The organism is Mucilaginibacter frigoritolerans, from assembly GCF_007830615.1.
Taxonomy (GTDB): domain Bacteria; phylum Bacteroidota; class Bacteroidia; order Sphingobacteriales; family Sphingobacteriaceae; genus Mucilaginibacter; species Mucilaginibacter frigoritolerans.
On the sequence record NZ_VLLI01000003.1, the window covers coordinates 415,314 to 436,651 of the forward strand.

The 21,338-nt window shown below is 41.6% G+C and carries 22 protein-coding genes; 15 read left to right on the forward strand and 7 right to left on the reverse strand.

What is annotated here, in order from left to right; genetic code table 11:
- Positions 1-259: 259 nt before the first annotated feature.
- The 3 genes from JN11_RS07605 (at position 260) to JN11_RS07615 (ending at position 3,006) form a co-directional block, all read left to right on the forward strand.
- Positions 260-1,093 (forward strand): LiaF transmembrane domain-containing protein, encoded by an 834-nt coding sequence (locus tag JN11_RS07605; protein ID WP_144911284.1) that lies wholly within the window; start codon positions 260-262, stop codon positions 1,091-1,093.
- A 140-nt stretch (positions 1,094-1,233) separates the two neighbouring features.
- The gene (locus JN11_RS07610; protein ID WP_144911285.1) at positions 1,234-2,262 is read left to right on the forward strand and encodes a sensor histidine kinase; all 1,029 of its coding nucleotides are present in this window, start codon (positions 1,234-1,236) and stop codon (positions 2,260-2,262) included.
- Between the two features lie 3 nt (positions 2,263-2,265).
- Positions 2,266-3,006 (forward strand): LytR/AlgR family response regulator transcription factor, encoded by a 741-nt coding sequence (locus JN11_RS07615; RefSeq protein ID WP_144911287.1) that lies wholly within the window; start codon positions 2,266-2,268, stop codon positions 3,004-3,006.
- A gap of 119 nt (positions 3,007-3,125) precedes the next feature.
- On the opposite strand, the gene JN11_RS07620 is transcribed toward JN11_RS07615, so the two are convergent.
- From JN11_RS07620 to JN11_RS07635, 4 genes are all read right to left on the reverse strand, one after another.
- Complete coding sequence (locus JN11_RS07620; protein ID WP_246138958.1) at positions 3,126-3,563, reverse strand: HNH endonuclease; 438 nt, start codon at positions 3,561-3,563, stop codon at positions 3,126-3,128.
- A 109-nt stretch (positions 3,564-3,672) separates the two neighbouring features.
- Positions 3,673-4,656, reverse strand: coding sequence for a DNA cytosine methyltransferase (locus JN11_RS07625; protein WP_144911291.1), 984 nt, complete (start codon positions 4,654-4,656; stop codon positions 3,673-3,675).
- Between the two features lie 157 nt (positions 4,657-4,813).
- On the reverse strand, positions 4,814-5,074 hold the full coding sequence (locus tag JN11_RS07630; protein ID WP_144911293.1) for a SemiSWEET transporter: 261 nt from the start codon (positions 5,072-5,074) through the stop codon (positions 4,814-4,816).
- Between the two features lie 78 nt (positions 5,075-5,152).
- Entirely contained in the window at positions 5,153-6,865 is a 1,713-nt protein-coding gene (locus JN11_RS07635; protein WP_144911295.1) for an amino acid permease, read from the reverse strand.
- A 78-nt stretch (positions 6,866-6,943) separates the two neighbouring features.
- Here JN11_RS07635 and JN11_RS07640 point away from each other — a divergent pair, with 78 nt between their 5' ends.
- Positions 6,944-7,606, forward strand: coding sequence for a phosphatase PAP2 family protein (locus JN11_RS07640; protein ID WP_144911296.1), 663 nt, complete (start codon positions 6,944-6,946; stop codon positions 7,604-7,606).
- Positions 7,607-7,872: 266 nt separating this feature from the next.
- On the opposite strand, the gene JN11_RS07645 is transcribed toward JN11_RS07640, so the two are convergent.
- The 3 genes from JN11_RS07645 to JN11_RS07655 all read right to left on the reverse strand — a co-directional run bounded on the left by JN11_RS07645 (position 7,873) and on the right by JN11_RS07655 (position 11,969).
- Entirely contained in the window at positions 7,873-8,532 is a 660-nt protein-coding gene (locus JN11_RS07645) for a hypothetical protein (RefSeq protein ID WP_144911298.1), read from the reverse strand.
- Between the two features lie 502 nt (positions 8,533-9,034).
- Complete coding sequence (locus JN11_RS07650; protein ID WP_144911300.1) at positions 9,035-9,832, reverse strand: phosphatase PAP2 family protein; 798 nt, start codon at positions 9,830-9,832, stop codon at positions 9,035-9,037.
- A 184-nt stretch (positions 9,833-10,016) separates the two neighbouring features.
- Complete coding sequence (locus JN11_RS07655) at positions 10,017-11,969, reverse strand: KUP/HAK/KT family potassium transporter (protein WP_144911302.1); 1,953 nt, start codon at positions 11,967-11,969, stop codon at positions 10,017-10,019.
- A 192-nt stretch (positions 11,970-12,161) separates the two neighbouring features.
- Here JN11_RS07655 and JN11_RS07660 point away from each other — a divergent pair, with 192 nt between their 5' ends.
- The 11 genes from JN11_RS07660 to JN11_RS07710 all read left to right on the forward strand — a co-directional run.
- Positions 12,162-12,662, forward strand: a complete 501-nt coding sequence (locus tag JN11_RS07660; RefSeq protein ID WP_144911304.1) for a T9SS type A sorting domain-containing protein — start codon at positions 12,162-12,164, stop codon at positions 12,660-12,662.
- Positions 12,663-13,221: 559 nt separating this feature from the next.
- Entirely contained in the window at positions 13,222-13,638 is a 417-nt protein-coding gene (locus tag JN11_RS07665; protein WP_144911306.1) for a DUF4265 domain-containing protein, read from the forward strand.
- 175 nt (positions 13,639-13,813) lie between these two features.
- Complete coding sequence (locus JN11_RS07670; RefSeq protein ID WP_144911308.1) at positions 13,814-14,425, forward strand: fumarylacetoacetate hydrolase family protein; 612 nt, start codon at positions 13,814-13,816, stop codon at positions 14,423-14,425.
- A gap of 322 nt (positions 14,426-14,747) precedes the next feature.
- Positions 14,748-16,463 carry a M23 family metallopeptidase gene (locus JN11_RS07675; RefSeq protein WP_144911310.1) on the forward strand — a complete coding sequence of 572 codons (1,716 nt, stop codon included), beginning with the start codon at positions 14,748-14,750 and terminating at the stop codon, positions 16,461-16,463.
- Positions 16,464-16,755: 292 nt separating this feature from the next.
- Entirely contained in the window at positions 16,756-17,217 is a 462-nt protein-coding gene (bcp, locus tag JN11_RS07680) for a thioredoxin-dependent thiol peroxidase (protein ID WP_144911312.1), read from the forward strand.
- Between the two features lie 137 nt (positions 17,218-17,354).
- On the forward strand, positions 17,355-17,909 hold the full coding sequence (locus JN11_RS07685; protein WP_144911314.1) for an RNA polymerase sigma factor: 555 nt from the start codon (positions 17,355-17,357) through the stop codon (positions 17,907-17,909).
- Positions 17,910-17,974: 65 nt separating this feature from the next.
- On the forward strand, positions 17,975-18,913 hold the full coding sequence (locus JN11_RS07690; protein ID WP_144911315.1) for a hypothetical protein: 939 nt from the start codon (positions 17,975-17,977) through the stop codon (positions 18,911-18,913).
- 57 nt (positions 18,914-18,970) lie between these two features.
- Entirely contained in the window at positions 18,971-19,399 is a 429-nt protein-coding gene (locus tag JN11_RS07695) for a hypothetical protein (protein ID WP_144911317.1), read from the forward strand.
- Positions 19,400-19,462: 63 nt separating this feature from the next.
- The gene (locus JN11_RS07700; protein WP_144911319.1) at positions 19,463-19,672 is read left to right on the forward strand and encodes a hypothetical protein; all 210 of its coding nucleotides are present in this window, start codon (positions 19,463-19,465) and stop codon (positions 19,670-19,672) included.
- A 58-nt stretch (positions 19,673-19,730) separates the two neighbouring features.
- Positions 19,731-20,918 (forward strand): aspartate aminotransferase family protein, encoded by a 1,188-nt coding sequence (locus JN11_RS07705; protein ID WP_144911321.1) that lies wholly within the window; start codon positions 19,731-19,733, stop codon positions 20,916-20,918.
- Between the two features lie 152 nt (positions 20,919-21,070).
- Positions 21,071-21,338 (forward strand): transposase (locus tag JN11_RS07710; RefSeq protein WP_144911323.1); only part of this gene is annotated, 268 nt, incomplete at its 3' end.

Below are 21,338 nucleotides of genomic sequence, written 5' to 3' on the forward strand. Positions count from 1 at the left end.
GGGAAAAAAGAAAAAGTTTTTTAATTTTCCCTTTCCCTCTTTATGACTTGTCATAGAGAGGGATGCCGATCCGCCATCAGGCGGAATACGGCAGGGTGAGTAAACTATCCGCCATATAAGCAAGCCCCAATTCAATGTTTAAACATTTTCACCGACATATTATACCCGCTTACCGAGATGTTTAAATAAACTGCCAGTTTTTGTTTGGCAAGCTTATAATGTTACCTTAGTTTTGGAATAGATTTAAAATAGCATAATAATGAACAACGATATAGAATACCCTAATAATCCCCGCAATGGCAAAGCCCTGGCTGGGATAGTATTACTGGTAGTAGGTATTTTCCTGCTGGCACAACAGCTCGACTTCTTTTTTATTCCGCACTGGTTGTTCAGGTGGCCATTGTGGTTAATATTCTGGGGGCTTTTTGTGGGCGCCAAAAGCAATTTCCACAAGCCATCGTCATTTATATTAATATTACTGGGTGTAGTATTTTTAATAGGCATTAACGTGGCCGGCTCAGGTGCCGTACTTTGGCCCTTATCAATAATAGCCTTTGGTTTGTGGATGATATTAAGACGCAACAATAATAAATATAATGCCGATCACTGGGAAAAACGTTTCGGAAGTAATAAATGGGATTGGCGCGCAGATATGGGACAAACAGCTCCTAATCAAGCAGCCACGCCCGATGAACCTCTTGCAGATACCCCACCGCCCGTACAACCGCGCCCTACTTCTTACGGCCCTACAGGTGATGATTACCTTGACACCGTTTCCGTTTTTGGGGGCATCAAGAAAACCATCCTGTCTAAAGATTTTAAAGGTGGCGAAGTGGTAAACATATTCGGCGGAGCACAACTTGACTTTACCCAGGCAGATATTAATGGCCGCATTATACTGGACATTACCCAGATCTTCGGTGGCACCAAAATTATTATACCATCGCATTGGCAGGTAGTATCAGACATTGCCGCCGTTTTTGGCAGTATTGACGATAAACGGATGAAAACCACCGCAGCTCCTGGCACCGAAAAGCTCCTTGTTTTAAAAGGTGTTTCCATCTTTGCAGGGGTTGATATCCGCAGTTATTAAACCGGCATCTACCTAAAAAACAAATAATCACACACCTGTCCGGTATTCAACAACCCGATTGTTATTGAATACCGGCAGCTAAAATAAAAACATAAAAACGCGCTGGAATTGGGTATTTATCCAAGCCGGGACAAACAAAAATGGCATCACCTACCGCAACAAGGCTATACACCGCATTTTTACTGGGCGACCTGGCATGGGCCGCGCTACAAACCTATGTGGTGCATAGTTTTGGTTTTTTCTGGTACATAGCCGCTATTGATGGTCTGGTGTGCGCCATATTAATGGGCTGTGCTTGCTGGCTCATTAACAATAACCTGCGCTATTACCAGCCGGGCAAGGGCAGCTACATGAATATTTTAATTTGGGTAGCAGCGCTGGCAGGTATTTGTACACTGGGCAGCCGTTGGATATTGCCTTTGCTTTGCAATGGCGATGCTTATCGTAACTTCCTGCTCAACTCCTTAACCATCCGCTTTTTTACTTCTTTTTTGGCTGTGGGCTGGGTTGGTATGATCAGTATCATTTACTATTCGCAAATTGACCAGAAGGAGAACGACAAGCGCAAGGCCGAAGCCGAAAAACTGGCCCGTGATGCAGAGTTGTATAACTTGCGTCAGCAATTGCAGCCGCACTTTTTGTTTAACAGTCTTAATTCCATCAATGCGCTCATTGGCTTTAAACCCGATGAGGCACGCCGGATGATACACCAGCTATCAGACTTTTTACGGGGCACTTTGAAAAAGGACGATCAGCTACAGGTACCCTTAACAGACGAGCTACAGCACCTTAACCTTTATCTTGATATTGAGAAAGTCCGTTTCGGTCACCGTTTACAAACGGAGATCAGTTGCGATGAGCAGTGCGGACAGGCCCTGCTACCATCTATGCTGCTGCAGCCCATTGTTGAAAACGCCATTAAATTTGGTTTGTACGATACCACCGGAGATGTGATAGTGAGCATCCGCGCCGAAATGGACAATAGCTATCTGGTGATAATGGTACAAAATCCATACGATCCGCAAACATCCCGCCCTAAAAAAGGTACCGGTTTTGGCTTACGTGGTGTACAAAGACGCCTTTATTTATTATTTGCCCGCAATGATTTGATGGAAACTCATGCAAATGATAATATATTTACAACTATTATTAAAGTACCGCAGTTATAAAATATGAAACGTGCATTGATTATTGATGATGAGCCTTTAGCGCGCATGGTTGTAAAAGAGTATTTGCTTGAGTTTCCGCAGATAGAAGTGTTGCAGGAATGTAATGACGGATTTGAGGGATTAAAGGCTATACAACAATATCAGCCCGACCTGGTGTTTTTAGATGTGCAGATGCCTAAGATAAACGGCTTTGAAATGCTGGAACTGGTAGAACACCAACCGGCAGTGATATTTACCACTGCTTTTGATGAATATGCCATTAAAGCTTTTGAGGCACACGCCGTTGATTACCTGCTTAAACCCTTTAATAAAGATCGTTTTAATAAAGCGATAGAAAAATACCTGGCACAATCGCCGGGAGCTGCATCGCCAAAGAAAACAGAAGAGGTTTTGGAAGCATCCAACTCCCCTGCCCAGCATGAGCGTATTGTGGTAAAAACAGGCACCAAGGTAAAAATTATCCCGGTACAGGATGTTGAATACCTGGCTGCCGATGATGATTACGTAAGCGTTTATACTGCTGAAGGATCATACCTGAAAAATAAAACCATGAACTTTTTTGAGCAAACGCTCGATCCACGATACTTCGTCCGCGTTCACCGCTCTTACATTATTGCCATACAACAAATTACCCGTATTGATCCTTACGAAAAAGATGCCCACCTGGCCATCCTAAAATCGGGCGCTAAAATTCCGGTAAGTAAAACGGGTTATGTAAAGTTGAAACAGGTTTTGGGAATATAGGGATTGATTTCGGAAGTCGGAATTGGGATTTCGGATTGTAGAAAGCACCATCCATGCATCGCCCATTCAAGCATGGAAGCTTGAACTGGCGGTGGTTTTTAAAACTTTATGAGTGTCATTTATTCACCTATAAGCTTTTTAGCATGTGCCGGAAACTTTTTAATGATCCATTCAAGAACTTCTAATTGATCGCTTGCAGGTGCACGTCTTATCTGCGCAAGTAATTTGATAGCCTTCGGCCTATCTAACGTAAGATTGGAAGCTCCTTCATTACATACAGAACATATGGCACGTAAATTCCCGGGCTCGTCTGTGCCGCCCATTGATTTATCAATGATATGGCCGATATGTAACCTGGTTTTTCTGTTTGCATCATAAGGATTAGGTTCGCCCGCAGCTGCACCACACATCTGACAAGTAAACCCATTTCTGTCAAGCACCAATGCTCTGGTTTCCTTTGATATTCCTCTTTCAAATGAAGGAACTGGCTTGAGATCTAACAGCATATACTCCCCTGGCTTAAGTGTACTCCGGTCATTATGCGTAACAATATTCATTCCTTCTTCGTTGCGTAATTCACGTACGCGACGTCCCCATTCGCTGGTCCCTGCAATTTCCCTTAACGTATCTGAATCGAGAACGAACCCTACATTTTCGATGAAGTAATCACGCAGCTTTGACCTCGACCCCTGCCCCCTTTGTGCTTTTTTGCTCATATAATTCAAATGCTTTTTTTATAGATGTACCAACGGCCCTTGCTACCGGCGGAGGGAACGCATTTCCTACCTGACGGTATGCAGGTGTTTTCTTACCGATAAACTTCCAGTTTATTGGAAAGCCCTGAATTAGTGCCGTCATCTGCAAAGTAAGCCTAGGCATCGTCTGCAACCCATTAACTGGCGGCATATCTGCTAGCCCTTTACCATCTACACCAAGGATTGCCCATGCCTGTTTCGCTCGTGTAGGCCCAAGATCGGCACCGCCATGTTTCTTTGATCCGCCCACAAGAGTAGGAGCAATCGTTTTTGCATTACGAGCCCATGCATTAGCATTTTCCCAACCAAGTGAAGCCATTTCTTCAAAAAGAAGTTCTCCGACAGAAATTGGTTTTTTGGTCAATTTTTCTGGCCAGGTAAAATATTGATAGTATTCTTTTTTTAATGCGACAAGTACTGCACGCGGCCGCAATTGTGATACACCATAATCTGATGAGTTCAGCAATTTCCATTCCGCCTCATAGCCCATCGATTTAAGTTTTGCGATAATCTCTTTACGGTATACCTCAAATTTATTGTCTAGAAGCCCCCTTACATTTTCCAGCATAACTGCTTTTGGCTGACATTCCTTTACTAATCTTAACGCTTCAGGAAAAAGGTCTCGTTCATCCATCTGACCAAGTTGTTTTCCCCCATAAGAAAATGGAGGACAGGGAACTCCACCTGCCAGTAAATCAATATTAGTATACTCCGTCGCTGTAAATTCCTTTATATCCTTTGAAATAACATTCCACGTTGGGCGGTTATACTTCAGGGTTTGACAAGCTAATGGTTCTATTTCGACTAATACAGCGTGCTCAAAACCAGCTTGTTCCAAGCCCAATGCCTGACCACCAGCACCTGCACAAATTTCTATTGATTTGTATTTAGACATATTAACACAAATATAATTTTTTAGATTAAACTCAGGCAGTTATCTCGACTAATTTTTTTAGCATTCTAGAAAATTACAGAACTATAGCTAGTTTAGATTTATAATACCTATTTGCTAAATTTCAGTCAGAAAAGTTGAGTAAGTTCCTTATCCCCTCCTACTTATACCTTATCTTATAAACCAAAATAATACTGGCAAAAATTAAGGTAATGGCATTGGCAATGGCAACGGGCAGGCTGTCACTCAAAATACCATATAGCAGCCATAAAAGGGTGCCTGCGGTAAACAGCGCATACATGGGCAGTGAGATGCCCGATGTATCTTTAGTTTGAATGGTTTTTATGGCCTGCGGTAAAAACGAAATGGTGGTACCAAATGCAGCGCAATACCCAATAATGGCTATTATATTTAAATTCATATAGTTTTTTGAACAGATTAACTAAAATACAATAGCCGGGTTAAGTTAATGCACTGCCCGGATTATCTTTAACACCGTTTACTCTTGCACATGGACTTTTTCTTTACCCAGTAAGCTGTGCTTGTAGCTATAGGTAAAATAAATAACCAAGCCAATTATCAACCATATTAAAAAGCGCAGCCAGTTGGTATAGCCCAGTTCAGTCATTAAATAAAAGCAGCTTAACAGGCCCAGTACCGGTATTAGCGACAGATTTTTGATAACCGAAGCAACGGTTAACACAGCCGACAAAATAATGAACAAAAACAAAGGGAAGTTTTCGTGCGCATTAGCGCCGGTAAACAGTGCCCATATATCGGCCCTGAAAAAATAAACGCCTGCAACAAATAAAACAGGCACAATATATTTCGAGTTGAAGTATGGCAGGTGGAAACGTCCGCTTTGTGCAGCTTCGCGGGGCAATAGCAGCACACCGCCGCATACCAGCACAAACGCAAACAGGGTACCAATACTGGTTAAATCGGTTACCGCAGTAAGGTTCATAAACAGCGCCGGAATAGCTACCACAAAACCGGTTACAATAGTAGCGAATGATGGGGTATGATATTTTGGATGGATGCGTGAAAATGCCTTAGGCAATAAACCATCACGGCTCATGCTCATCCAGATACGGGGCTGGCCCACCTGGAAAATAAGCAATACACTGGCCGTAGCTATTACCGCACTGAAAGATATAATACCGCTTATTTTGGTTAAATGCACTTTGTTAAATACGTAAGCCAATGGGTCGCCAACGGCTAGGTCTTTATAGCTTACCATACCGGTAAGTACCAGTGCAATTAAAATATAAAGTACGGTACAAATTATGAGCGAGTAGATCATACCGCGTGGCAAATCGCGTTGCGGACTCTCGCATTCTTCGGCCGTGGTTGATATGGCATCAAACCCGATGTAAGCAAAAAACACGCCCGATACACCTTTCATCACCCCACCAAAACCATTAGGCATAAATGGGTGCCAGTTGGCCGGTGTTACGTAGAAAAAGCCTATACATATTACCGCCAGCACTATGGCTATTTTTAAAATCACCATGGCATTGGTAGCCTTTTTAGTTTCGCGTATGCCAATGTAAACCAGGTAAGTAATAATTACCACAATAAGCAATGCCGGTATATTGGCAATAAGTTTGAAGCCTCCAAAACCCGGGGCCGAACTCCATGCCGCTGCACCCTGTTTCATTTCGTCGGTTATGGCAGCATGGTTATGTTTTGTGGTAAAATCGACCACCATGTTATGCGCTTTAAAGGAGCTGTAATAGTCCATGGTAAGATATGCCGGTATATGGATATGAAAACCTTCCATCAGGTTAACAAAATAGGTACTCCATGATATGGCTACGGCTATATTACCAATGGCATATTCCATCAACAAATCCCAGCCAATTATCCAGGCAATGAGCTCGCCGAATGAGGCGTAAGCATAAGTGTAGGCACTGCCGGCAACCGGAATGCGTGAGGCAAACTCAGCATAGCATAAAGCAGAAAAACCGCAGGTAATGGCGGTTATTACAAATAATATGGTTACACCCGGACCGCCATTAAAGGAGGCCAGGCCGATTGTCGAAAATATACCTGCGCCTACTACGGCCGCTATCCCCATTAAGGTAAGATCTTTTACATTTAGTTCTTTTTTCAGATGTGAGCCACCTGAATGTTCTGCATCACTGAACCCGCTCGATACATCAACTAAAATTTTGTGAATAGATTTTTTACGGAATATACTTTTCGACATTTAAATCAGATAATTTAACTAAGTACTGTAAACATAATGATTTTTTTGCAGTGAATAAGGATATGCTTATTTTGCACGATGAATATAGGAATAAAAGATGTTTTAAAACAAGTCAGGCTGTTTTTTATCCTTTATCTGGTGCTTTTATTGTGTTGCCTGGCAATCAAATTATTATTTAGTAAAGAGACCATTTACTTTAACGTAAACAGCCATTACAGCGACTGGGCCGACTGGCTGGCCCCCTATTTTACCGACCTGGGCAACGGCTGGACCACCATTATACTGGCACTTATACTGGTTTTATTTAATTACCGCAAGGCATTTTTACTGGCCAGCGCTTATGCTGTAACTTCCCTATTGGCGCAAATAGTTAAACATATTGTTAGTGCACCGCGCCCGGCATTATTCTTCAGCAATCGCTTAAGCGAAATTCATTTTGTAAAAGGGATGTATTTGGATAAGTTCGATAGCTTCCCATCGGGCCATACGGTTACCGCATTTTCAACAGCGGTGGTACTCACCTATCTGCTTAAAAATAAAAGCTGGAGCATATTGTTATTTATAACCGCTATACTGGTAGGCTGCTCGCGCATGTATTTAAGCGAGCATTTTTTTGAAGATGTTACTGCCGGCTCTGCATTGGGTGTGTTTATTACCATCTTCTGGCTCTGCTGGATAGATAACAAAGCCTTTTTGCATAGCGCAAAATGGAACAGGGGCTTGTTGAACAGAAAGGAATAATTTGGACAATACCAGTATTATAATTTCCCCCAACCCTCTTTACGACTTGTCGTAGAGAGGGTGAACGAGCGAAGCAAAGTTCGGGTGAGTCGACTATACGAGCGACATTAACGCAAATGCATTGGCGGTATTGACTCATCCCGACGATCCGCTTCGCGCAAAGAAGGTAATCATAACAGTTTATACTGAACAGAAAATAAAAATTGCCATTGCGGACCATAACACGGCTACCACAATGGCAATCTCCCATTATTTTTTATCCTGAATTAACCCACAATCAGGTTGTTTTTTTTGCGTACAAGCAACACTATAACAAAGGCTATAACCAGAGTCACGCTGCCATAAATTTCAATTTTTGCGGTTGATGACATACCGGTATCTGGCGAAAGGTACTGATCGTTCCTTTGAAGCTCGGGCGATAATTTGATAGATGATATAAATGCTTTATACTCATCTTTTACCAACTCCTGCCTTTCAGAAGGGTATACATACTCAAATGTGTAGGTATTATCCTGTGTATAAATCAGTACAAAATTAATGAACTGAAAGGTCCCTGTACCATCATCACTTTTCAGCGTAAATGCTTTTGCTTTTAAAGTACCAACAGTAGTATCACGCACGTGCAACGCACTACCACCGCTCGATTGGCCCTGGATATGGGTAATATAATCTTTCAGTACTTTGTTAAGGTCTTTCTCCTTTTTTAAAGGAGCATTGTTCTTTTCGTTGGGTGCAACAATAACGGTCATATACCCCAGCATGCCATTGGCTCCGTAAATATGCTGACCAAGGGTATCCTTTAACTGATAACCTACCGGCATAGAAATAGTAACCAGGCTATCAATTTTTACAGGTTTAAATTGCTGTTGACTAAATGCTGCAATGGTAAAGAGCAACATGGTTAAACTTAAAAATATCTTTTTCATGTTATATCGTTTTTGTTAACAAGCTGCTATGAGCTCATTGTTTTTACACGGATATCTCATAACAACATTCATACCATATTAAACTAAATAAATAGTGAATAGTTTGATTTGCCCTGCTTATGAAGGGTATAAATGATGGTATTATGACAGCATTAAGGCATTAAAAGGCTTACTGTAACGTGTTAAAAGATACACTGAACACTGTTAGCTAAGCACTTATGTATTCATAAAATCGGGGAAATTATATCTCATAAAGATTGCATTTGGCTTACCAAAGTGCTCCATTGGTTTTGGTGACAGGCATGCCAGACTCCCGCAGAGTTTACTCACCCGGTCGGCGCTTCGCTGGACCTGCCCTCTCTTTTGCAAGCAAAAAAGAGGGCGAAAAAAATAAATGAAACTTCCCAAACCCTCTTTGCCGCTTGCGGGAGAGAGGGAGAACAATCCGCCTAAAGGCGGAGATGTTCGGGTGAGTAGAAGATACGAACGGAAAAACCTATAACTATAACCTCATGGCAAAAGACATCCCAGGGACACCATTTTGGTAGGTTGGCATAATCATGGTGGAACGTCCTTTTTTATCTTTATGGGTTAGTGCATTACGCAAATAAGGATAAACCAGGTAAGCAGCCTTGGTTGATAATATACCAAAACCAGCACCTGCAATTACATCGCTGAACCAGTGATCGCGGTTATACATCCGGAACACGCCGGTAGCCACCGCCGTGGTATAGCCGATAACGGTATAAATTGGTGATTTTTCAGAATACTCCTGCGCCAAAAACTCCGCACCCATAAACGCCAGCCCGGTATGCCCCGAAGGGAACGATAAATTATCGGCCCCATTAGGGCGCTCACGATGCGTTAATTTCTTGGTGATCTCTTCCGATCCGCCTACAAAAGCGCCCGACAAAGCCAGCAGGCCTGCCTGGTCAATCAGCGTATTTTTGCCTGATACACCCACCAAATCCAATGCACCCACTAAGGCTATCGGCGTAAATAAAAAATACGTTTCGGCATTGGTATGAAAATGAGGGTCGCTCTTTTGTATTTCGCCGTTAATGTAATAATCAAAGCGGCGTACAGGGTGAATTACAAAGCTGGATACCCCATACCCTATCAACACAATAGGCGCTATGAGCGATTTTGGATTGCTATGAAGTTTTTTAACCGTATCGGGAGCCGTAAAAAGATTCTTTTTTATAGTATCAATTACGTTTTTCTTGGTAGTGTCGGCTGCGGTTTGTGCATTAGCTTTAAACGAGGCCAGCACAAGTATAGCGATGATTATCTTCTTCAACAATAGCTTATTTTAATGTGAAACCAAAGGTTATTATCCTTCAAAAACTGAAATGAGCAATTGTCAGGGGTACCACTAAAGGGTGCGCAACGCTTCAAAAACAATTTAACATAGGATGGTAACAAATATAATGCAACAATCTGTAGTAATGCTGTAGATACATTGCAATAACACTAAATTAACATCAATTAACCCTATGTATTTCAACAGCATCAGGAGGGGTAAGCATCAGTGGCACCTTTTCAACGGTAACAAAGCTTAAATCGAGCCCAAATCCCCGCTCTTCCGACAGGCTTAACTTTTTAAGCAGAACATAAAAACTCATTATAAAGCTTTCATAAAGCGACAGGCTATGCGAACGGGATAGTACTTTTTCAATCACCACAAACCTAAAATCGCCTACAATATTATGTTTGTTTAATGATTTATAGGTACTGGTAATATCAACCTCGCCTTTTTTAACCAGGTCCTCCACTACTCTTCTAAAAAGCAGGTTTATTTGTTGCTCAACCCTGAAGCCAAGCTTAAAATCAACCCGTATCAGTTTATTGGGCACTAAAAAGTCAACCTCGTATTCTTTTTTATAAGGCTCGTCCATTACGTCAACGTGTACCAACCAGTAAACATCGGCACGTTTAGGTTGCTTTTGAATAATGGAGTAAATGATTTTTGACTCTATTTCTGAGTTGAAATTGGCACTGGTTAAATACACCAGCTGCGAAGCATATTTCGGCACGGTTTCGTCATCGCTCAGCTCTTTCAGTATGCCGTAATAATCTTCAATATTAATAAACTTAACGTAGCGGTTGCGTATTTGACGGGCAATGTGCCAGGTCCACATAATGGTAAATAAGCAAAAACCCATTGACAGGGTGAACCAGCCACCGTGTACAAATTTTACCAGGTTACCTGTTAAAAAGGTACCTTCAATAAGCAGGTAAACAATTAAAAAAGTATTTACAATGTAATTGGGAACCTTTTTGCGCCTTAAAAAGTTGGATACCAGTATGGTAGTCATGAGCATGGCAACGGTAATACTTAAGCCGTAGGCCGCTTCCATGTGGTCTGAATGTTTAAAGAGCAATACCACGCCAATACAGCCGGCACACAAGAGCCAGTTAACACTGGGCACGTATAATTGTCCCTTTTGCAGGGTTGGGTAGTTGATCCTTACTTTTGGCCATAGGTTTAACCTTACAGCTTCGGCAATAAGGGTAAAAGAGCCGGAAATAAGCGCCTGGCTGGCAATAATGGCGGCAATGGTAGCTATGCCGATACCGTAGATAAGGAACCAGCCCGGCATAATTTCATAAAAGGGATTATGCAGGTTAAGATCCAGCTTTTGGCCATTGTGCTGTAAAAGCCATACCGACTGGCCCAGGTAATTAAATATCAGACTTGTTTTTACATAGATCCAGCTGATCTGAATGTTTCTGCGACCGCAGTGGCCCAGATCAGAATATAAGGCTTCGGCACCTGTGGTACACAAAAATACGGCGCCTATAATAATTAAGGGGTGGATACCTGGTGTGCTTGAGGTTAACAGCAGGTAGGCATAATAAGGGTTTAGTGCTTTAAATATAGTAGGGTCCTGTACTATATAAGAAAAACCCAGTACACCCATCATGGTAAACCATACAAACATCATGGGGCCAAAAGCCTTGCCCACCAGCGATGTACCGAATTGCTGAATAATAAAAAGCGCTATAATAATGGCAATTACAATGGGTACGGTGTGAATTTCGGGAAATGATGTTTGTAAACCTTCTATTGCCGATGATATGGTGATGGGCGGGGTGATAATACCATCGGCCAGTAAAGCGCAGCCACCAACTACGGCGGGCACTATAAGCCATTTTGCCCTGCGCCGCACTAACGAAAACAGGGAGAATATGCCGCCCTCGCCCTTATTATCGGCACGAAGGGTAATCACTACATATTTCAGGGTGGTTTGCAGGGTGAGTGTCCACACAACGAGCGATACGCCGCCCAATATTAACACTTCGGAAATATGCTGACCGCCTACAATGGCTTTAAATACATAAAGAGGTGAAGTCCCTATATCGCCATAAATAATTCCTAAACTGATAAGGAGGCCCGCAGCCGATAATTTTGATAGATCTTTATGATTTGGCACCTTGTAATTTCAAAATTCAAAACTATTAAAATATATCTATAAACTTTATTGCTGTTAAATTGTGTTATAAAAACTAAATTTATAGTGGAGAGGGATGATCTTTTGTTAAATTTTGTTAAAATAGATGACAAAATCGACGAAATTTCAACAGTTGACGGGCTTTATTTATATTTTTGTAACCAATACAACACTATGAGGCAAAAATTTACTTTTAATAATTCATGGAGCTTAATAATTGCGTTGGCAATATTCATGAATGTTGCCTTTGTAAATAGTACAGCCTACTCTCAAACAGATACTACTTATACGCATCTTTTAAGAGCAAAAACAGGTAAAAGCACCTCCAAAAATGCTTTGCACCTGGTATTGCCGCCCCTAAAACCGGCCTCTATATCAACCACCAAAATTAATGTTTACAAGCCCGATGATAAGGTGCTGAATAACGTACAGGTTTATCCTAATCCTATTACCGATCAGATAAATTTAAAGTACGAAATAAGCCGCTCATCAAACGTTAACATTAAAATAATGGATGTGTTGGGCAATGATATTATCACCCTGTTTTCACAAAGGGTTGAACCGGGCGAAAGAACCTTCAGCTACTCCCTCAGCAGCAAACTTAACCGCGGCTTTTACTTTGTAAGGGTTATTGCCGGTAACGAATCGGTAATCAAACGGATTTCGGTGCTGTAAATTCAATTTGTTTTATATTTTAGTGGGGTGATGATGGGCTGGGATATGCGGCTTTGTCAGTACCGGATCGCTTCACAAAATACTATGAAAATTGTTGACCATTTATTTTATAAGTTTTATCTGGTATCAACGAATCTGGGTTCGTCGGGCAGTACCTCTGCTGCGAATGCATATTTAAATTCGAGCATTTTTTTGAGTTTGAATTTGGGAACCACCATGGCACTAGTCGATATTTTAGCGGGAAAACCTATCTTAAAACATATTTTAATAACACGTTTTATTCTTTTTATTCCATTGATATGGATGTATTATAGTTCAATTTATAAAAATAAATATTTAAAAAAGAACAAGGCGTTTGAAAATGAAAGCAAGCTGCGAAATAATATAAGCACTGCTATAACTATTATATATTGCCTTTTGTCTCTTTATTTATTTTATCACTTTGGTGAATTGGAAAGGGCTCTTAATTGAAATTAGTTAATCAGTTTGTGCCTCTGCTCCTGCAGTCATCCCAATAATACGTTTGCAAGGTTCTAAACCTCTGCCATTTTAAAGAAACATGGAAAAGATAATATTTGAGTATCAAGATTTCAATGACGACTATGCATTAGAGAGCGCATGGGCTGAAAAAACTGACCAGGGATATAAACTGCTTAATATCCTATTTTACGCGAAGGGGTATGCTTGGGGCGATATAGTTAGTGTAGAAGAGAGGAATGGTCAGCTTTATGTTACCGATCTTATTGAAGAATCGGGGCATAGTACCATTAGAATTATATTTTTTAAGAATGAACTGGTTAAGTCAACCAGTGAACATCTGCTAACTATGGGATGCAGTTATGAAGGTAGTAATATCCCTGCTTTGGTTTCTTTTGATATTCCCGCAGATGTTGATTATAAACCAATAAAAGAATTTCTAAAACAAGGTGAAGCAAGTGAGCTTTGGAGCTATGAAGAAGCTTGTTTGGCGCACTAAATATGAGGCGGATAAGAGTTCGGTATTATGAATCCTGACTAACAGGATATATTCACACGCCCATTCAAGCATCCACGCTTACATTAAAAACTAATCAGCGTGTCAGCCCCCCCCTTCGTAAAATCTTTGTTCCCTAACCACCCTTTTAGCGCAATTTTTAATAATTTGCGCAATTATGAAGATAATTGCCATAGGGCGTAATTATGCCGAACATGCCAAAGAACTAAATAACCCTGTACCCGGTGTACCGGTTATTTTTATGAAGCCTGATACTGCTTTGTTGAAGGACAATAAACCTTTTTATCATCCCGATTTTTCGAATGATATTCATCATGAAATTGAGATCGTTATCAAAATCAGCAAAGAGGGTAAACACATCAGCGAAAAGTTTGCGGGTAATTATTTCGAGGAGATTGCTTTAGGGGTCGATTTTACCGCCCGCGATATTCAGTCTATCCATAAAGAAAAAGGACTTCCCTGGGAACTGGCCAAGGCTTTTGATGGTTCGGCGCCGGTGAGTAAGTTTTTGCCTAAGGCTCAGTTTGCCGATTTGCATAACCTTAATTTTAAGCTGGATGTTAATGAGCAAACGCGGCAATTGGGCAATACTTCATTTATGCTCTTTTCGTTCGAATATATTATTGCCTTTGTATCCCAATACATCACCCTAAAAAAAGGCGACCTTATTTTTACCGGCACCCCAAAAGGCGTAGCCAAAGTAAACGTAGGCGACAGACTGGAAGGCTATATCGAAGACGAAAAACTACTTGATTTTTATATTAAGTAAAATAAAAACACCCTCCATTATTTTGAGTGGGAGAAATAAAAAATGGGGCGTTGAGCAATGTGCTTAAGTTAAGGAACTAAATTTCCCCAACCCTCTTTTTTGCTTGCAAAAGAGAGGGTGATCCAGCGCAGCGTAGATCGGGTGAGTCAACTCTGCGAGCGGCATTGGCGGTATCGACTCATCCCGACGACGCTACGCTGGTCAACCTTCTCTCCGCTTCGCGCAAAGAAGGTAAGGAAAGAAATTGGAAAGGTAATTTCCTTAGCTTAATGAAACTTTACGCGCAGACAACACACACAAACAGTATAACATCCGGGTAGTAATGATTAAAAAATATTTTGTTGCATTAGTTCTTTTAACCGTTTTTTGTTTCAACCTACAGGCTCAGATTATTCAGAGCAGGCAATACCCGCAACGTTATTTCCGCTACCCGCTTGATTTGCCGCCATCAACAGCAGGTTCTTTTGGCGAGCTTCGCCCCAATCACTTCCACTCGGGTTTGGATTTTAAAACCAATAATCGCACGGGTTACCCGGTGCATGCCGTTTTTGATGGCTATGTATCGCGCCTGCGGGTGCAATTTGGCGGCTTTGGCAACGCCATTTACATTACCCATCCTAATGGCTATACCTCAGTTTACGGGCATATTGAACGCTATAGCGATGCCATGACCAAGCTGATCCGTGCCGCACAATATCAGCAGCAAAGTTTTGAGGTTGATATTAAGCTTGACCCCACCCAGATACCGGTTTGTAAAGATGAAGTGATAGCCCTCTCAGGCAATGCGGGTGCCTCCGAAGGTCCGCATGTGCACTTTGAATTGCGGGATACACAAACGGAAGAAACCATTAATGCACAACTTTTCGGCCTTACCATTCCGGATAGGGTGCCGCCCAATATTTACGCCATTGGCATTTATCACCTGGATGGTTATCCTTTCAGCGAGAAAACACCGCGACAGTTTTTGGGCGTGAGTGGTGCCAACGGTCATTACCATTTAACCAAACCGCAGGTAATTAATATCGACGGTGAAACAGGGTTCGGTATTACAACTAATGATATGAACAGCGTATCGCCCAATCATAACGGCGTTTACTCTATCGAGCTAAAGGTTGACGGGACAACGGTTTACACCTTCGCGGTAGAGCGTTTTGCGTTCGATCAAACCCATGCCATTAATGCTTATATCGATTATCCCGAATTTTTAAAGAGTCGCCGCTGGATGCAGAAATGCTTCATCTTACCGGGCAGCAAAATAACCTTGTACCCGCAATCCATCAACCGGGGCATTATTAATTTTAATGATGATGCCATTCATCATGTAGAATATGTGGTGAAAGATGTGGCAGGCAATACCTCAAGCTTAACGCTCAATGTAAAATCGAGCAGTGCGCAAAAACTTAATCCCGAAAAGCATTTGGTAGGCACACTTTTTCATTACAACCAGGTAAATGAGTTTAGTAATGATAAGGTTAAAGTGATAATACCGGTAGGCAATTTGTACGATGATGTTGACTTTACCTACGCTACCCTGCCTAAAAGACCGGGGATGTTTTCGGCAGTACACCGCATCCACAACCGTTTTACCCCGATACATGATGCTTACGACCTTTGGATAAAGCCCGACAGCAACATTGGCCGCTTTGCCGATAAAGCCGTTATTGTAAGCAGCACCGGCATTTACGAAACCAGCACCTACCAGGATGGCTACGTTAAGGCCCAGGCCCATACCTTTGGCGATTTTTTTGTCCGTATTGATACCGTTGCACCACACATCGCTCCGCTAAACATTAAAAATGGGGTTAGCCTTAAACTGGCTAAAGGCATATTTGCCCGCATTGGCGATAACCTATCGGGCATAAAAAGCTATGCCGGCAAAATTGACGGCAAATGGATACTGATGGAGTGGGATTATAAAACCAAAGTTTTAGGCTACACTTTTACCAGTGATATTACCCCCGGCAAGCACCAGTTTGATTTAACCGTTACCGATAATAAAAATAACGTAGCGCATTATGCTGCGGAGTTTTACAGGTAGATATTTATTTAGAAAATACTTCCCCTTTTTTAGCCCTCTTTACGACTTGTCGTAGAGAGGGCAGGTCCATCCGCCTTTAGGCGGAGTAGACCGGGTGAGTTGATCTGCGAGCGGCATTAACGTAAATGCATTGACGGTGTTTACTCACCCCGGTCGTTGCTTCGCGCGACCACCCTCTCTCTGCTTCGCGCAAAGAAGGTTAAGAAAATTAAATACCAACCCTCCTACCCCACACTATCTTCCTTACAAATACTTTTAAATGTATATTTACGGCTGATATTTACAAATAACTATGTCAACATTAAAAGCTGGCGATAAAGCTCCGGGCTTTACCGCGAAAGACCAAAACGGAAAAACAGTTTCTTTATCAGATTTTTCGGGCAAAAAAGTGATCCTTTATTTTTATCCTAAGGATGATACCCCCGGCTGTACTGCCGAGGCCTGCGATTTCAGGGACAATTACCAATCTATGCTAAGCAAGGGTTTTGAGGTAATTGGCGTTAGTACCGACGATGAAAAATCGCACAAAAAGTTCGAAACCAAATACAGTCTGCCTTTTACTTTAATTGCCGATGAGGAAAAAAGTATTGTAGAAGCCTATGGCGTTTGGGTAGAGAAAAATATGTATGGCAAAAAATATATGGGTACCGCCCGCACCACTTTTATTATTGATGGCGATGGTACTATATTAAAGGTTATTGAAAAGGTTGATACTAAAAACTCATCGCAACAGGTAATTGACTTGCTGCAATAAGATTTATTATTTTTTTTAGATATTAGCCGTAATATTGATAAAAGCTAAATAAGTAAATATTAAATAAGATTTAGATAAGTATTGAGGGGGCATGGTCTCCAATCTCAGATCTTACAATTTCAAAATCCGATTAAAATATGCCAATAGAGGTTGACGACGCGGTGATATTAAGCAAGTTTCAGGACGAAAAGACCCGGAATGAGGCATTTAACCTGTTACTGAAAAAGTATCAGCAAAAAATTTACTGGCACGTACGCCGCATGGTAATTGACCATGATGATGCCGATGATTTGGTACAGGATGTATTTGTGAAAGTTTGGAAAAACCTGATCAACTTTAGGGCCGATGCACAGCTGTACACCTGGATGTACCGCATTGCTACCAACGAGTGTATCACCTTTTTAAACAAGAAAAAACAAAAAAACAATGTTTCGTTGGATGATGTAGCTTATGAGCTGGCCGATACCCTGGCCGATTCGGCTTACTTTAGCGGCGATGCCATACAGAAAAAGTTACAGGAAGCCTTATTAACGCTGCCCGAAAAACAAAAGCTGGTTTTTAATATGAAGTATTATGATGATATGAAATATGAAGAAATATCGCAGGTTTTGGGCACCAGCGTGGGGGCTTTAAAGGCATCTTTTCACCTGGCAGTGAAAAAAATAGAATCGTACTTACTATCTAAAGATTAATTAAAATTTTGATTAAACCTTTTGGGAATTGTTCTATCTATAGTAGTTAAGATATGAAAAGTGACATGGAAAACAGAGATTGGCTGAACGATTACGAAGCACTTAAAAAGGTTAACCCGGTTAACCCTTTTCAAGTGCCCGCAGACTATTTTGATAGTCTGGCTGAGCGTATTATGTCATACAAAAACCTGGCTGAGCTGAAGCAAGAAGGCTCAACGGGCGGCTTTGCCGTTCCTGAAAACTATTTCACCCATCTGGAAGATAATATTCAAAGCAGAATAAATATTGAAGCAGCATTGAACACCCAGGAAAGTGGTTTTACCATTCCCGAGGGTTATTTTGATGAGCTTACAAATAATATACAAAGCAGAATAAATATTGAGGAAGCATTAAATACCCAGGAAACAGGCTTTGCCGTTCCCGAAGGTTATTTTGATGAACTGAGCAGTAATATACAGAGCCGCATTTTTATTGAAGAAGCTTTAAATAGTGACAACGAAGCCTTTGCGGTTCCTGAAGGTTATTTTGATGAACTGGCCGGCAACATACAGAGCCGCATTTTTATTGAAGAAACCCTGGCCGAGCAGGATGAAGTGTTTGCAGTTCCTGAAGGTTATTTTGATGCATTACATGAAAGTATAACCGCCAAAACTATTGGTGCCGAAACAGAAACAGTAGTTACTGCTAAAAACGAAAAGCCAATTAAAGGGATAGTAAGAAAATTAGTATTTTCAACCGCCTTTAAATATGCTACGGCAGCTTGTTTTGCAGTGGCCATTGGGGGTGGAATATTAATAAACCTGTTATCTTCTCCGGATAATGCACATCAAAAAACTTTTTTACACAAGCAGTTGTCCAATATTTCGGCCGATGATATAAAAAGCTATTTGCAGTTAGATGTTGATGCTGGTGATACCCAGCAAACCGTTAACAGCGAGGATGTTAAAGTAGATGATAAAAGTTTAAAGGATGCTTTAAAAGAAGAATTAGACAGCGTTCAATAAGATTTGGTAATGATTAAGGTAACAAGGTTCGTTTTATGTTTCATATTTTTAAGCGGCATGGCTGTAACAAGCTTTTGTCAGTTTAGGATGCGTCCGGTACAAAGGGGCATACCTGCAAGGCCAAGACCGGTAGCTGTGCGTAAAATTGAACAGGTTAAAGAAAATTATATAGGTCAGCGTCTAAATCTTACTCCCGATGAATCAAAGGCTTTTTGGCCGCTTTACAGGCAATATGTAGAAGATCAGACTGCGGTAAGGATACTTAAAAGGCAAAATAACTCTAATAATTCGCCTAATGGTACCGAACAGATAGACAAAGATCTGCAATATGAGACCGAACTTCTTAATATCCGTAAGCATTATAAAGACGAGTTTTTAAAAATACTCCCTCCCGAAAAGGTGAGCCAGCTTTATAAAAGCGAACGCGAATTTAATGATGAGGTATTGCGCCAGCTCAGCGAACGCAGTGTACGGGCAGGGAATTGATTGGATTTTAAAAACTTATTTATACAATTAAGCCACTATGTGGCTTTTTTTATTTAAAAATCAATGAAACTTCACGAAATCTACCCTCACAACAAATTTTTACTCTATATAGGTGCGATTTTGGGGTTTACAGGCACTTATTTAGACAATACTAATAAAGCCAGCTTTACGATAACGATGTCTTTGCTGATTGCAGGACTTTTACTTATGCTATTGAGCTTTAAAAAACCCAAACAAAGCAGCAACGATGAAAATAAAATAATTTCAGACTGATACATTGCTCCTATTTCTCAACTCTCCTAAATCCCCCACTTTTAAATAACTTTGCGGCATGCCAACACTTCGCCAGTTATTTTTAGCCAATAATGCCCAAACTACTAATTTCCCTTTGCTGCTTGAGTTTGAACGCGCGGAAGGCGTTTATATGTACAACACCAAAGGCGAGGCGTTTATTGACCTGATATCGGGCATTGGAGTAAGTAACCTGGGGCATAGCAATCCGCAGGTAGTTAGCGCCATAAAAGATCAGGTGGATAAGTACATGCACCTGATGGTATATGGCGAGTATGTGCAAACCCCGCAGGTACGCTTTGCCGAAAAGCTCATCAGCTTGTTACCCGGCAATTTACAATCTGTTTATTTCACCAACTCGGGTTCTGAGGCGGTTGAAGGGGCGTTGAAACTGGCCAAGCGGTTTACCGGTCGTGCGCAGATTGTGGCCTGCGCTAATTCATATCATGGCAGTACACACGGTGCGCTAAGTGTAATGGGCAATGAGGAGTTTAAGCAGGCTTATCGTCCTCTATTGCCTGGAGTAAGCTTTATCCGGTTTAATGAGCTGGATGATCTGGAATTGATCACCACCGAAACAGCCTGCGTTATTGTAGAAACCATACAGGGCGAAGCCGGTATCAGGGTTCCCGATGCTGCCTATATGAAAGCCCTGCGCGCACGCTGTACCCAAACCGGAACTTTATTGATCCTTGATGAAATACAAGCCGCTTTTGGCCGTACCGGCAAGCTGTTTGCCTTTGAGCATTTTGATATAGTGCCTGATATACTGCTGCTGGCCAAAGCACTGGGCGGCGGCATGCCTGTAGGCGCTTTCATTGCATCGCATACCATAATGGATGCTTTGAAAGATAATCCCATTCTGGGGCATATCACCACGTTCGGCGGTCACCCGGTTTGTTGTGCCGCGGGACTGGCTGCATTGGAGGTATTATTAAATGAGAACCTGATAGCCTCTGTTGCCGAAAAAGAAGCCCTGTTCCGCAAGTTGCTGGTGCATCCTGCCATCAAAAATATCAGGGGTAAGGGCCTTATGCTGGCCATTGAGCTTGACAGCTTCGACCTTAACAAAAAAATAATAGACCGCTGTATTGAAAACGGCGTAATTACCGATTGGTTTTTGCATTGCAGCAACTCCATGCGCATAGCCCCTCCGCTGATCATCACCCCAAAAGAAATAGAAAAAGCCTGCAAAGTGATTTTGGAGGCGGTGGAGTATTATAGTTAGGTCCCACCCACCCGTTCAAGCACCGCCCGTTCAAGCGTTCGCCCTAAAAAATAATCCCCGCCTGTTCAAGCGTGGACGTGGCTGTTGCACAACGAAGCGAATATTTTTTGACAATATTATGTTAAGATATTGATTTTTAGTATCTTAATAACATGCAAGGCAAGAAACAATATCAAGAAAAGCTCTTTACCAATTTCCAGTTGTCTGACCGTGTCCCATCGGACAATATTTACAGAAAGTTAAAAGAGGTATTAGACCTTCAGTTTTTATACACAGCTACAGCTAAGTATTATGGTAAGGATGGGCAAAAGAGCATCGACCCGATTGTATTTTTCAAGTTATTACTGGTTGGCTATTTAGAAAACCAGCCGAGCGACAGGCGGATTGTTCATATGGCTTCTATGCGCCTTGATATCCTTT